General features: G+C 32.1%; 11 protein-coding genes and 2 pseudogenes. 11 read left to right on the top strand and 2 right to left on the bottom strand.

All coding sequences use genetic code 11. From position 1 onward, the window contains the following. Nucleotides 1-259 precede the first annotated feature (259 nt). Nucleotides 260-1,080: pseudogene (gene tnpC / locus N4T77_RS05895) on the bottom strand (IS66 family transposase); the annotation flags it as partial. Nucleotides 1,081-1,448: 368 nt separating this feature from the next. Here tnpC and N4T77_RS05890 point away from each other — a divergent pair. The 3 genes and pseudogenes from N4T77_RS05890 (at nucleotide 1,449) to N4T77_RS05880 (ending at nucleotide 3,734) form a co-directional block, all read left to right on the top strand. Beyond that, nucleotides 1,449-2,565: pseudogene (locus tag N4T77_RS05890) on the top strand (IS3 family transposase). Between the two features lie 403 nt (nucleotides 2,566-2,968). Then, nucleotides 2,969-3,394 (top strand): hypothetical protein, encoded by a 426-nt coding sequence (locus N4T77_RS05885; RefSeq protein WP_261670827.1) that lies wholly within the window; start codon nucleotides 2,969-2,971, stop codon nucleotides 3,392-3,394. 52 nt (nucleotides 3,395-3,446) lie between these two features. Further along, entirely contained in the window at nucleotides 3,447-3,734 is a 288-nt protein-coding gene (locus N4T77_RS05880) for an HD-GYP domain-containing protein (protein ID WP_261670826.1), read from the top strand. A 335-nt stretch (nucleotides 3,735-4,069) separates the two neighbouring features. On the opposite strand, the gene N4T77_RS05875 is transcribed toward N4T77_RS05880, so the two are convergent. Next, on the bottom strand, nucleotides 4,070-4,858 hold the full coding sequence (locus N4T77_RS05875) for an MBL fold metallo-hydrolase (RefSeq protein ID WP_261670825.1): 789 nt from the start codon (nucleotides 4,856-4,858) through the stop codon (nucleotides 4,070-4,072). 261 nt (nucleotides 4,859-5,119) lie between these two features. Between N4T77_RS05875 and N4T77_RS05870 the strand changes: the two genes are divergently transcribed. The 8 genes from N4T77_RS05870 to N4T77_RS05835 all read left to right on the top strand — a co-directional run bounded on the left by N4T77_RS05870 (nucleotide 5,120) and on the right by N4T77_RS05835 (nucleotide 14,001). Next, nucleotides 5,120-5,497 carry a VOC family protein gene (locus N4T77_RS05870; RefSeq protein ID WP_261670824.1) on the top strand — a complete coding sequence of 126 codons (378 nt, stop codon included), beginning with the start codon at nucleotides 5,120-5,122 and terminating at the stop codon, nucleotides 5,495-5,497. Nucleotides 5,498-5,669: 172 nt separating this feature from the next. Further along, nucleotides 5,670-6,044, top strand: a complete 375-nt coding sequence (locus N4T77_RS05865; RefSeq protein ID WP_261670823.1) for a hypothetical protein — start codon at nucleotides 5,670-5,672, stop codon at nucleotides 6,042-6,044. A gap of 56 nt (nucleotides 6,045-6,100) precedes the next feature. Further along, complete coding sequence (locus N4T77_RS05860; protein WP_261670822.1) at nucleotides 6,101-6,436, top strand: single-stranded DNA-binding protein; 336 nt, start codon at nucleotides 6,101-6,103, stop codon at nucleotides 6,434-6,436. A 246-nt stretch (nucleotides 6,437-6,682) separates the two neighbouring features. After that, nucleotides 6,683-7,018: a hypothetical protein gene (locus tag N4T77_RS05855; protein WP_261670821.1), complete on the top strand. Its 336-nt coding sequence runs from the start codon at nucleotides 6,683-6,685 to the stop codon at nucleotides 7,016-7,018. A 359-nt stretch (nucleotides 7,019-7,377) separates the two neighbouring features. Further along, nucleotides 7,378-9,276, top strand: a complete 1,899-nt coding sequence (locus tag N4T77_RS05850) for a cell wall-binding repeat-containing protein (RefSeq protein ID WP_261670820.1) — start codon at nucleotides 7,378-7,380, stop codon at nucleotides 9,274-9,276. A gap of 22 nt (nucleotides 9,277-9,298) precedes the next feature. Then, the gene (locus N4T77_RS05845; protein WP_261670819.1) at nucleotides 9,299-12,256 is read left to right on the top strand and encodes a DUF5050 domain-containing protein; all 2,958 of its coding nucleotides are present in this window, start codon (nucleotides 9,299-9,301) and stop codon (nucleotides 12,254-12,256) included. Between the two features lie 20 nt (nucleotides 12,257-12,276). After that, complete coding sequence (locus N4T77_RS05840) at nucleotides 12,277-12,984, top strand: Ig-like domain-containing protein (protein ID WP_261670818.1); 708 nt, start codon at nucleotides 12,277-12,279, stop codon at nucleotides 12,982-12,984. Nucleotides 12,985-13,110: 126 nt separating this feature from the next. Further along, entirely contained in the window at nucleotides 13,111-14,001 is an 891-nt protein-coding gene (locus N4T77_RS05835) for a flagellin (protein WP_261670817.1), read from the top strand. Nucleotides 14,002-14,298: the final 297 nt, after the last annotated feature.

Genomic DNA, 14,298 nt, shown 5'->3' with positions numbered 1-14,298 from the left:
TTTATTAATATAAATAGATTAGGGAATTAGCAAGTTCAAGGCAAGTCTTTTGAAAAGACCCTCGGGGGCAATGTCATCAACTTGCAATTGAAATAATTTGCATTTATAGGCTTAATTACTTTATATTTTAAATAATCTGGGCTTTTACTCATTTTATCTTGATTTTGTATAGATAAAATATATTTTTGGTAAGCGATAAATTACCTAGTGTAGGGCTAAATAGAAACGGCAATCCGATAAGGTGGCCGTACTTTTCGATTTAATTATTCTTTTTACAGGAACCCTGTACCCATGAATCCCAAGGCAGGAATTCCTCTAAGAATTCTGGATTTGCTTCGAACTGAACCGCTGGAAGTTGTTTAAACAAAAACTGAAGGTAACTATACGGGTTCAAGCCGATGGCCTTTGAAGTCTAAATTATACTGCAGACTGTTGCACTTGCGCTAGCTCCTTTTGGACTTCCATTGAAGAGCCAGTTCTTACGATCAATGGTAAAAGGGCGTATGTTATTTTCCGAGATACTATTGGAGATTACACAATTGCCATCAAGGAGATACTTCATAAACCATCCTTATGATTAAGTGCATATTCCATTGCTTTGCCAATCTTAGCTTTAGGTAAACAGTTAGATCTTACTGAATCAACCCATGACCAAAAGGCATCAAGAATCGGCTTTTCTGTTTCAAGACGCTTGGACTTTCTTTTTTCCGGCGAGAGGTTTGTGAGTAATTTCTCTATCTCAAAGAGTTTATTGCAGAACTCAAGTCTCTTTGCGGGGAGAGTAGCTTCAGGGCTGCTGATGTCCTTTGGAATGGCTTCTACGAAGTAACGTCTTAGATGCGCCTGGCAGAAGTATCTGGTTATTTCCGGGACCTTATTGTAGCCACTGTATGCATCCGTATGTAGAAATCCCTTGAAACCTTTTAAGAACTTTTGAGAACAGTCACCACTTCGTGAAGGTTGGTAGTCAAAGAGCCGTGTAGGCTTCTTGCTCCCTGCATAGGTGCTGTAAACCCACATATAGGAATCCGATGAGTTTTTCCTACCAGGCTCCATCAAAACTTGGACAGGTGTCTCATCTTATGCAAAGTTGTTTATTATGTAGAGTAAAAGTGGTTAAGCTTGAAATATTGGTCTATTTAACTATAACCACTTTACATAATATTTAAATATTTTTACGAAGCCATGCCAGTAAATCATTCTTTTCTGTTTTTGAATAATCTGGAATGGTTTCTGTTATAAAACTGCTGGCTTCTTCTATATACTTTCGTTTCAATTCGGGATTACATCTAGCGTAAATTTCTGTTGTGGTTACCGATGAATGCCCCAAGAAGTCACGAATATATATTGGGTTAACATTATTTTCGAGCAAATGTGGTGCTAGTATAATATTGTAGATACAGAAAACCGAACACTTTAAAATATAAGAAAAAGAAGGAGTGTTTATAATGGCAAGAGGTCAAAAACAATATACAGAAGAATTCAAAAGTACAATAGTAGAGCTTTATAACTCTGGAAAAAGCCTAGCAGAGTTAAGTAGTGAATATGCCGTATCAAAATCAACAATAATTGGCTGGATAAAGATACAACCATAACAGCAGCAGAATATAAGAACCTATTAAAGAAAAATGCAAAGCTTGAAGAAAAAATCGAAATATTAAAAAAAGCTATGGGCATATTCGCAAGGAAATAACTACTGTATTTGATTTTATTACTAACAACAAGAAATATCATGATATTAAGCTAATTTGTAAAGTTTTAAAGGTGTCTAGGAGCTCTTATTATAGGTATTTAAATAAGAGGCCAAGCAATCGAGAATTAGAAAATAAAAAGATAGAAAAAGAAATCATAAATATCTACAAAGTGAGTAAGAATCGTTATGGAGCACCAAAAATAAATAAATCACTAAAAGCATTAGGGATAACTATTAGTTTAAAGAGAACTCAACGCTTAATGAAGAAACTTGGGATAAAATCTATAATAATAAAAAAATTTAAACCATCACCATCCAAAAGGAAAATAGCAGATCAAGAAAACGTTTTAAAAAGAAACTTTGAAGCAACTACTATCAATGAAAAGTGGGTAACAGACATCACTTATATCCATACAGTCAAAGACGGTTGGTGTTATTTAGCTTCAGTTATGGATTTATATAGTAGAAAGATAATTGGATATTCTATGTCTAAGTTTACTGACACTTCATTAGCTCTAAAGGCTGTAAAAAACGCCGTAAGGCTTCAAAAACCAACTAAGGCTTTAATTTTGCATAGTGATTTGGGATGTCAATACACAAGCTCCGCTTTTAAGGAGTACATAGACAGCACTAAATTAATTACCCATTCTTTCAGTTCAAAAGGTTGCCCCTACGATAATGCTTGTATTGAATCTTTTCATGCTTCTTTAAAAAAGGAGGAAGTCCATCTTGTTAGGTATTTTGATTTTAATACTGCTAGTTTAGCAATATTTGAATATATAGAAGCTTGATATAACAGAAAAAGAATACATAGCAGCATTGGTTATATCTCACCACAAAAATGTGAAGATTTAGTTAGAAGAATTGCATAAAAGGTTCAACTTTTTGTGTCTAAGATATTGACATAGATCCAAGTTTTTACTAGTAAACCCATTCGTATACAGCAATAGCAAGGAGAGAAATTTCTAAGGTTTGGTGCTTTTGTGGAAGAAAGTAGCATAAAATAGTATCATATTATATAATAAAATTTTTATTGAAAGAATAGAGAAAATTGTAATTTATAAATAAATTTTAGTGTAAATATTAAAGATAATAGATAAGGGGAATGGAAACACTATGGGAAAAACTAAAATATATGTATCAGTACAAGAACTTAAAGCTGGAATGATTTCTGCATAAAAACTAATGTTTAATAATCTAATATTAATTAGTCCAGGATCAGTATTTACCGAATCAATAATCGGAAAACTCAAGGGAAAGTATCTATTTGATAAAGTGCTTATCTATGGTGACCAAGAGGTAGAGGAATCTGACTTACCAAAACAAAAAACTGTAGACGAGATAGAGAAAAGTTTTCAGGAGTTTTCAGATATAGTGGACGATATGTTTTCTACTATTGAAAACACGAATAAAGCAAATGTGGATGAAGTTAAACTTTTTGGAAAGAAGATTCAAGATGGATTAGATCCACCTAGTTTGGTCGTTAAAAATATAGCACTTCATGGAAGTGGTGATGATTGCATTTACAGACATTCTGTAAATGTTGCAGCATTAAGTTCAATGATAGGTAATTGGATGGGCCTTGACGAAAAAGAGGTGAATTTATTAACTTATGCAGCTATCCTTTACGACTTTGGAAAAACAAAAGCAGACAAGAGAATACTTAGAAAATTAGATATACTGGACAAGAGGGGAGTATGAACTAAAAAAACACCCTATTATTGGATATGAATTTGCTAAAAGCATATCTTATTTGTATCAAACAGTGGGCTATGGTATAGTTATGTATCATGAACGGTTAGATGGTTCGGGATATCCTTTAAGATTGAAAGGAAATGAAATTCACCTTTTTGCAAGAATAATAGCAATTAGTGATGTTTTTGATACTATAAATTCAGACAGACCTTATAGAAAAAAGATGGATCTTTTTAGTGCGCTAGAATCAATTCGTAGAGAAAGCTTAGGAAGGTTAGATTATAAATGCTGTAAAATGTTCATAGAGCGTGTTGCAAATTACTACATTGGTGAAAAGTTTTACTAAGCAACAATAAGGTCTGCAAAATAGTTCAGGTAGATTTCAAAAATCTTTCAAAGCATTTACTACTTTCAGATTCAGGATTTATAAATTTTAAAAATGAAAAAGAAGTATCTATAGAAAAATTAATGCTGTAGGCTGGCTATTTATAAGATTAGATAGTATGAATGCTCTGACAAAGGTACAGGGTGTCTCCTAAGACTTAAATAAAAGTAAGATAAACGTATGATATACTTTAAATAGTAGTATACAATTATAGTCTTAGGATAGGATTATCCTAAGACTATAATTATGGAGTTTTTTCAACATTGTTATTTAAATTACAAATAAGGATTATTAGTCTAGAGTGACAGTTCCTCTCCACTGCTATTAATTATTACTACCTTTGTAGGAAGTTCTTTAACCTTTTCTGCAAATGTCTTTGTAATATTGCAGTTATCACCAAAATGCATAGGAATGAAAAATTTAGGTTTTAACTCTTTAATAAAATACTCGCCACCTGAACTGTAGTGCTCTTCAAGTCTAGGGTCTACAGGGAAAAAAGCTATATCTATATTTTCATCCTTAATTTTTTCTATTTCTAATTTAAAGTTTTTCTCTGCTAAGCTCCTTTCCTCAAGAGAATCATCCTTCCAATGCCACCAGTTTAAATCGCCAGCATGAAAAAGTGTTAAACCATCTACCCTAATCAAAAAAGATATACCTATATCTGTAGAACCGTAGGCTTTTACATAAACTTCTGAGGAGTTATGAATTTTACCATTATTCTTATGATCATGTGGTAAATCATCTTTAAACTTGAAAATTATTTCTTCGTATTTTGAAAGCTTATAGTAGTTACTTTTTTTAAAGTCCACAGGTATATCACTACCCAGTAGATATTTAATACTAGGATTAATTTTTTCCCAATCTAAGATTTCAGTATTAAAATGATCCTCGTGGCTATGAGAAGAAAAAACCAAAACATTATTTTTATTTTTTATACTGTCCTGTAGTGAAAATTTACTTGGGCCATTATTACCTAATTCTTTGGGGCTCATATAGTAATCAAGTACTAAAAAATGATTTTCAGTTTCTACAGCAAATCCACTGTGGAATATATAATATATTTTTATTTTTGATTTATTCATAGTAATTCTCCTTCTGCACTTGGTGTATGTTTCTACACACTATTGATTTTACTTATAATTATTATATACTATTTTACTACCGACAACACACAGAGCTTTCTATATAAATGTTTGTAAAAATATTAACTGAGGATTGAAAACCAGTAGTTTTATATTAAATAATAAGATTATTAGCGAGCTATACTTATACATAATAGTTTTAAAATATTAAAATTTAGTATATAATAAAAGGACGAAATTGGATGAAAGGGGAAATAAATTATGAAATTTACATTTGGACATAACAATATAAACGTATTAGATCTTGAAAAAAGCGTGGCATTCTATAAGGAAGCCTTAGGTTTTCAAGAAATTAGAAGATATCAACCGGAAGATAAAAGCTTTACTCTTGTATTTATGGGAGATGGGGTTAAAGATTATCAGTTAGAACTAACATGGCTTTGTGATAGAAAAGAACCTTATAATTTAGGCGACAACGAAATACATATGGCAGTAAATACTGATGATTTTGAAGGTGCCTATGAACATCATAAAAAAATGGGCTGCATCTGCTATGAAAACAAAGGAATGGGACTTTATTTTATAGCAGATCCAGATGGATACTGGACTGAAATTTTACCTAATAAGAATGTAGTTTAATATTAATTTTGAAATGAGCTGTTTTGTAATGTATAAATCTGCATTATGAAATAGCTTATTTCAATTTGAGTAGTCCTGTTCATAAGTTAAAATAGATCTCTTTAAGTTTTTTATAACATTTTACTGACTAATAGAATATATTTTAATATAAGCAAAAATAGGAGAGAGGGATATGTCAATAGGAGATAAATTAAAGACTTTAAAAATTTCCTTGGAAGATGGTGCAGAAGCTGCAGCTAAAAAATCGCAAAATCTTGTTGAATACTCAGAATTATCGCTTTCCATGGCATCCTGTAAGAAAAAAATAGATGAAATATATTTAAAAATAGGCGAAAGAATATATAGAGATTTTAGAGAAGGAGACTTAAATATTTCAAATATCAAGGAAATATTAGAATACTGTACTGAGATAAATGATTTAGACAGAGAATTGAAAAAGCTGAAGAGGAAAATGTTGAAGCTGAAGAATAAGAAGGAATGCAGAAGCTGCGGCAGGCTTATAGAAAAAAAGGCTCAATTCTGTGATAGGTGTGGGTGCAAGCAGTGATTAAACTTTGTTAACTTGGACATAATTACAGAAAATGTAATTAGGAGGACAAGGCATTGAACAAAGTAGTTTTAATTGGGCGGCTTACAAAAGATGCAGAACTTATGCAATTAGAAGGTAGAGAAAGAGGGGTATTAAGACTTACCCTTGCAGTGAACAGGAGATTTTCAACCAATGGTGGTGAAAGAGAGGCAGATTTTATTCCGGTAAGATATTGGAGTGATTTTGGACATAAAATTCAGCCTTATTTGCTAAAAGGTAAACTTATAGGTGTAAGTGGGAAGGTAAGCACAAGGAGCTACACCACAGACGAGGGTGCTAAAAGATATATTACTGAAATTGAAGCAGATAATATTCAGTTCTTAGAAAAGAAGAAAGAAGATATTATATAGCGCAGGGAAACTAAATTGGTATTGGTAAAAAGAGCTTAGGAGATAGATGATGTAGCATTTATCTTTTAGGTTCTTTTTATTATGTATTGTTAGGATAATCTTTCTCTTTAGAAAATTATTCATACTTAATTGACACACTAATAACTTCATTGGTAGAATAGACCTATATAGTAATAGTAAGTATGTTATTAAGTTAAACTTAAATAGTTGTTAAATATATTTAATCACAAAAGGTGGGAATAGGTTTTGAGTAGTAATGAAAAGATACTAATTAATAAAGAGTGTATAGATAAAATTAAAGCAGGAATGCATACTATAAGATTAACTACTAAGGAAAAGAGCATTAAAAAGGAAGTAGAAGCTCTTATAAAGCTTTTAGAGGATGAAATTAATTTAGACAACTTATCCCTAGAAGAAAGGATACTTAAAAAGATGAAGGAAACAAAAAGTGTAGATCCTGAAATGAATGCCAACCTTTATATACTACATCGTAAGCTTGTTAATGGACAGATAGGAGAACAGCAAGCATTGGAGTTATTCGAAATGTATGTTAAAACAGATCGCTTTAATGGATTATTTTAAAGCAATTATGCCAAGGGGTTCTATAACAATTTAAAAAAGTATTTATAAGCATAAGAACAACCTTTAGGTTGGAAAACATTACATGGGTTCTAACTTGAAGGTTTATTTTTATTTTTTAGTTATTTATTGTATAATATTACTGTAATGTGAAATTGTAAGTATATTTTAGAACTATTCCATATTTAATGAATTTATACTGTAAGTCTTTTAGTTATTAAATTTAATAGAATCTACATAACAGGTTAAATATTGTAGATATATACCCGATAATGAAAGTATGGACATATATAGAGAAGGAACAATATATTTACAGGTATTGAAGTGGTTAGAGGATGTAGGAAAGGAGTTGTTAGTTTTAGATGATAAGCAGTAATTTTGGACATGTACTAAAAAGTAAAAAGATAGCAGCTTTAGTAGCATCTGTAGTTCTCACAGCTACCTTTAGCTTTACCAAGGTACATGCTGCAAATATATCAAATAGGTATAATGGTATTGACAGATATGAAACAGCGGCAAAGGTTTGTCAGGATGGTTGGAAAGAGGATACGGACTATGCAGTGATAGTTAATGGGGATAACTTCCCTGATGCAATGACAGCAGCGCCTTTGGCAAAAAAATATAATGCGCCAATTCTACTTACTAATAAAGATATATTAAATCCTTATACTTCTGTAGAGCTTAACAGGCTAAATGTAAAAAATGTTTTTATAATAGGGGGAAAAGGAGTTATATCTCAAAGTATAGAAGATGCACTTAAGGCTAGAGGCATGAAAATCACAAGATTTGGTGGAGCAGATAGGTATGAGACCGGTATAGAAGTAGCTAAGAAGCTTGGAAAAACCTCTGAAATTGCAGTAGTAAATGGGGACAACTTTCATGATGGAATGTCTATAGCGTCTATAGCAGCTTATAAGGGAATGCCTATTATTTTAACAGGAAGAGATTATATGCCAGAGTCTGTAAAGAAATATCTTCAATCTAACAAAAACGCAGATCAGATTTATGTGATAGGTGGCAAGGCACAGATAAGCGATGGGGTTACAGCGCTTATTCCAAAGGCTAAAAGAATAGCTGAGGGAGATCTCTATGAAAGAAACGTAGGAATAATAAATGCCTTCCAAAATGAAATAAGTACAGGAACGATATATGTAGCCTCTTCAAAGGATTTTCCTGATTCACTGGTAGCTGCCTCCATAGCACCAAAGACTGGATCGCCAATTTTGTATGTCAGTGATCAGCTTTCAGAAAGTACTATAGACTTGTTAAGATCTCATATTGTTAATGATATTAAGATCTTAGGAGGCTATGGTGCAGTAGGTTATGATATTGAATATACTATAGGATATATTCCTCTAGATATTGCTTATGTAGATAACTTTACAGATATCATATGGCAGAATCAAAAGTATACTCCAAGACCTACAGTATTAGTCACTGCTACTGATGGCACTATAAAAGAAATGCCTGTAACCTGGAATTTATCCTCAGTTACAACATCAAAGCCAGGTATGTATGAATTATACGGAAAAATTAATGGTACAGGTAGAGAGGTAGAAACAACGCTCATAGTAAGACCACTGCCAGTTAGTATTGCAGACATAACAGAGGAAACAAGAAGTGGGAGAGAGTATTCATTACCTGATACTGTAAAGGGGAAAATGTCAGATGGAACTGTAGATGATCTAGATGTCAGCTGGGAATATGGAAACCAACAGACCAATACCCCAGGAGTGTACACCTTTTATGGAAACGTAGAAAAGTATAGTAAAAAGGTGAAGCTTACATTAGTAGTAAGGGATGAGGGAACGGGAAGTAACCCTAGTAATCAATTCGAGGAAAACACTATAGAGATAGTACAGGGGGAAGCATATACCTTACCTAAAACAGTATTAGATAAAGTTACAAATAAAAAGCTACCAGTAGTTTGGAATACAAAAAGTATTGATACAGATAAAACTGGTATTGTAAGACTGGAAGGAACAGTAACAGGATCAGCTTATAAGGCGTATCTAACTTTAATAGTAACTCCAAAGATTGTAGAAGTACCACAAATTACAGAAACGGTAGTCCAAGGTACCTATTATACACTGCCATCAGAGATTGCTGTAAAGACATCAGATGATAGAACAATTTATGTTGATGTTACTTGGAATGCTCCATATATAGACTTAGGAACTCCTCAAACTTATTATATAAAGGGTACTATAAAACATTATAAAGATCCAGTAACATTAGTGCTTAAGGTTGTATCTAACTAAATTTAAAATGAGGTGAACTTTTATGAAAAAAATAAAAATATTAGTGGCTTCAGCCATCATGACTATTATGCTTTCTACCACTGCATTTGCAGCTATTCCAAGTGGAACTATTATAGTTGGGGATAAGGCATATAGTTTAGATTATATCACTGCAAATGTTAGCCAATTAAATGATATACTAAATAATGCTAAACAGTATACAGATATATACTATACATACAAACAAGATAACAAAGATACTATTAAATCATTGTTTACTGGTAACATTGTAAGTCCTTCAGACTTGCAAAGTGAGTTAACTTACTATGATAAATATGGAAATAAAACTATCTATACACGAAATGGCAGTGATTTCTCTGTAGATCAATCAAGTTCAACGGTGGAATTGGAAATAAAGATGACTAAGTTTGATGCTAGTAATACTAGATTTATTAGTATTAAAATCCCAGATAAATCAAAAATAAACATGAAACCATTTACTTTAACACCAGAGTATTTTAAGGTTTATAATGATAATAATAGTGATTTAGTAAAAAAGATAGGTACTTATAATTCTCTAATGGGAGAAAATAGCGATGATTATATATTAAATATGGTGACTACAGATAAATATATAAGCATAGGTGTTTTATCTAATGATAAAGTTGCTATAGCTAAAACAGAAGAGATATCGTTAGATAATTTAGATAGTTATAAATATACCACAAAGGATGATGGTACTGTGGTATATAGACTTAAGTTAATAAATAGTGGAGTTAGTCAGCCAATCTATTCAAGTGATTATAATGGTTTAGGAAATATAAATAACAATGGGTTATTTGCAAGGAGTGGAGATTGGAACTACTACAGCAACGCTGCAGACGGCGGCGGAATCTACAAAACAAATGGAGTAGAAAACTATAAAATTTCCGAGGATAATGCTAAATTTATAAATGTAGTTGGAGATTATATATACTACAGCAATTATTCTGATGGTCAAAAAATATATAGAATAAGAAAAGATGGCACAGGAAGAAGAATAGTGTCTACAGACCAAGCTTCCTATGTTACTGTTTATGGGGAATATATTTACTATAGTTACCACTCTGGAAAAGGTGTTGGCAATATAAGAAAAGTAAATAGAGATGCAAATAAGTCCATAGGAACAAATATAACAAATGACGAGGCTGAATATTTAATTGTAGATAAAGACGTTATATACTTTGTAAATAAAAATGAAAGAAACTCTATATATTCTGTTCATACAGATGGAACTTATAGAAGTAAGCTTGTAGATGATAGTGCTAAATTTATTACGCTTTTACAGGATAGAATATATTACATAACAGATTCAGGTGAGTTAAAGTATACTCCTAAGGGAGGCGGCTCTAAAGGAGAAATCATTATTACTAGTGGAACATCTGGAAAGAGAGCTACCCTAAGTACTATGAACATTAAACAGGATTCTAACTCAAATTATACTATATACTATACAGAGGTATCTGATGGAAATAAAATTTACAGAGCTCCTTTAGTAGATTATTTGAGGGTAACAGGGGAAAAATATGTCGATGATACTGCTAACTTTATTAATATAGTAAATGGCGAGGTATACTATACTAAAGGAACTAGCCTCTTTATGGGCAATGAACCTAAGCCTTTGCCTAATAGTGGTAATTCTACAAAGCCGATGTATTCATACAGCTCTACAGCTATAATAAAACCAAAACAAAATTTAAAAATTGTATCTTACGATAAAGAGGTCTCTCCAACAAAAAGTGGATTGGGTTCAGATATCAATAAATTAGAAAATTACTTACCAGAAAAGGTTACAGCAGTAATGAGTGATAATAGTGTTCGTGAACTTTTAGTTAACTGGGACTTAAATCCGAAACAAGGAAAAGGTGATGCCATTAATTATACTGGTGTTATAGTGGGATATGGAGCAAAGGTTTCACTAAAGTTAACTCTTGGAAGTGAACAAATACCAGCTGCAGCAGTAAAGGTTGTAAACAATGCAGGTACAATGGAAGATAAAGTATATATAAATATAGATGCAAAGGGAGCTCCTTTAGCCCAAAAGGCTAACTTACAGGTTGGTGATACTATTAAGATATATAGAGATGCATTAAAGAGTGAATTTATTGGACAAGGAGTAGTTCTGCCATCTGTAACTAGCAATGGTCTTAGCGTTGTAATAACTTTAACAGGAAAAAATGTACTTCCTGATAATGCTTATAGACTTTATGTATCAAGAATTTCTCAGGGATTGGCAGAAAGTGAAGTTACAGAGGTAACCTTTGATGAGAAAGTAGGACAAGTACCTTCCTTCAATATAGATTCAAGCAAGGTTAAGTTAACTAACTATGGCGTTCCTAAGAATGAACTAAGTTACCTAATACCACCGAGAGATGTAGTAGAAATAGAACCAACAGATCAACTAAAACCTGGAGATATGGTGAAGGTCTACAGGAGGATAAATGGTGAAGAAATATTATTAGGTACTAAAGCTGTGGAAGTTGTACCAAACTCTAATCCTTTTGAAGAAAGTAAGTGCAGAGCGGTTGTTCAATTGGAGCCTAAAGCTCTTGCTTTTGATGAAAGTGTGGCTGATAATAACAAAGTATATATTAAAAGACAGACACCATATGCAGAAAGTACTGATACAGTAACTAAGGATATTACTAAAGGAATTGCATTGCCATTAGGAACGACTATTACTATTTTTGACAATGGAGATGGTAAATCTACTATTAATCAATTATTCTTAGACAACGAACTAGAATATGAGGTTTACTATAAGGTAGCAAATACTTTAGAAATACCAAAGCTAGGAGACGTAATAGATACATCAAGCGGCTGGGTGAAAATAGATAACCTTGTATCTGGACATGCGGAAATTAATGCTGTGCAAGGTAATAAAGTGCACATCGTTGAAGCTTATAAAGACACTAGCAATGTAGTAAGAGCGGTGAAATATGGAAGTTATGATGTTCAATAAATAGGAAGGAGGAAGAAACTTTGAAGCTAAAATATAAAAAAGTTAGTGTAGTCTTAGCTATAATGGCAGCGGTGAACATAAGTCCGATAAGCTTTACTAAAGTTCATGCAGCAACAGACAGTATAGCAGCAATACAGACAAATACCGATGAAAAAGTAATTGTACAAAAGGCAACTACAAATACAAATAAAGCTTGGACCGTAACCTTTAATTCAGAGGTAGACTATAACGAAATAAAAAATGTACTTCAGGTTAACGAAGTAAATAATGGCCAATTAGGAAGCGTTGTTCCTGTAACCATTCTTCCGTTAACTAATTCTTCAATGAAGATAATTCCACCATCTGGAGGATATAAAAAAGGGCAGTTTTATCAGATAACTGTAAAAAAGGGTGTTAAGTCTAAAAAAGGCAAAACTATGATAAAAAACAATGTTATGAAATTTTCAGTTAACGGAGAAAATACGGCAATAGGCAAAGTTGAAATATCACCGGTGCTATCAATGTTTAAAGTCGTAACTATAAATGCAACTACAAGACCGGATATAAAAAAATATAAAATAGAAGGCAATGATAACCTATTTAATATAGGAGAAGCTTCTATAAATATAATAGAAAATAAAAGCAGTGTACAAGTTTATCTTTACGGAAATGATGGAACTACGTTATTAGGAAAAACTTCATTAGATGTAGGTAGACAGATAAGTGACAAGATACTTCAAATACAATAAGTATGAAACAAAGAAATTAATTTACAAATCTTTAGCGTAAACATTATAAATTCTATAAATTATACTTTGGTTTAGACGATAATAATATATAGAGAATTTATATGATATAAAATGGAGTGAAGATTTATGAGGTTAAGTCACAACATAGCATCGCTAAATGTATATAGAACCTATTCTAAAGTATTGGATAAACAGAGTGATGCACTAGGAAAAATTTCATCAGGGTATAAAGTAAATACTGCAAAGGATGATCCTAATGTTATAGCACAAAGCGAAAGAATGAGAATGCAGATAAGAGGTCTTCAAATGGCAGGAAGAAACGCACAGGATGGTGTAAGTATGCTTCAAACTGCCGAAGGAGGATTAGATAGTATAACTTCGATGCTCCAGAGAATTAGAGAACTTGTAGTTCAGTCTGGAAGTGGAATAAATAATAGTGAGGACAAGCAGACTATTCAAAATGAAATAATTCAGATGGTAGATGGTATAAAAGACATAGCTAATAATACTGAGCTTAATGGTGTAAAAATGTTGAACCCAGAAAAGGATAAGGACGGTAATGTAGTTCAATTGACCATGGCAATAGGAGCAAATGCTGATGAGAGTGTGAAAATACCACGCATATCACTTATGCCGGAAAGCCTTTCTACTATTGATAAAAATACATCTGAAGAGTTAACTTTAGAAAAGTTAAAAAATGATTATAGTATAACTAAAGATAATTCAATAGATAGAGCCTTGACTATTGTAGATGCTGCTTTAAATACTGTTACTACAATACGAAGCAAGTATGGTGCTTTAGAAAATCGCTTTGAAGATAGTCTTGGTAATATAGGCGAGATTTCAGACAGATTAGAAGGAGCAGACAGTAATATAAGAGATGCAGATATTGCACAAGAAATGATAGCATTAACAAAAAATAACTTACTTGCAGAAGCAGGTAATGCAATGATGGTTCAGACAAATAAGTTCCCTCAGGATGTATTGAGAATACTAGAAAATGTAAGAAGTAGGTAGTATTAAAAGTTTAAGGTTTTAATACTTAGGTGTAGTTAACTTTTTAAGCGTTAAAAGCGATATTTACATAAAGTGTAAGTATCGCTTTTAATTTTTGTACATTAAAAAATACAGTGCATTGTCGAATTAGAAAAGATTTACTAGTATTTTAACAGATACTAGAGATTATTCAAAAATAGACATTATTAAATAAAGTCTCCCTTAATTTTCCCTAAAGTTAGTAAAAGGGTTAGGAGTATTGAAATTCAAGGCTTCTATTAAAACCGAAATAATAATGCGGTGAAGTGGCAGTAGTTT

Source organism: Clostridium sp. CX1 (genome assembly GCF_025398335.1).
GTDB classification, from domain to species: domain Bacteria; phylum Bacillota; class Clostridia; order Clostridiales; family Clostridiaceae; genus Clostridium_AM; species Clostridium_AM tanneri.
This window is presented reverse-complemented; position numbering and strand designations above follow the sequence as displayed.

Bases quoted from the DNA above. Each gene is read 5' to 3' on its own strand.
- N4T77_RS05875 (WP_261670825.1), bottom strand. From the start codon at position 4,858: ATGAATAAATCAAAAATAAAAATATATTATATATTCCACAGTGGATTT.
- N4T77_RS05870 (WP_261670824.1), top strand. From the start codon at position 5,120: ATGAAATTTACATTTGGACATAACAATATAAACGTATTAGATCTTGAA.
- N4T77_RS05865 (WP_261670823.1), top strand. From the start codon at position 5,670: ATGTCAATAGGAGATAAATTAAAGACTTTAAAAATTTCCTTGGAAGAT.
- N4T77_RS05850 (WP_261670820.1), top strand. From the start codon at position 7,378: ATGATAAGCAGTAATTTTGGACATGTACTAAAAAGTAAAAAGATAGCA.
- N4T77_RS05845 (WP_261670819.1), top strand. From the start codon at position 9,299: ATGAAAAAAATAAAAATATTAGTGGCTTCAGCCATCATGACTATTATG.
- N4T77_RS05835 (WP_261670817.1), top strand. From the start codon at position 13,111: ATGAGGTTAAGTCACAACATAGCATCGCTAAATGTATATAGAACCTAT.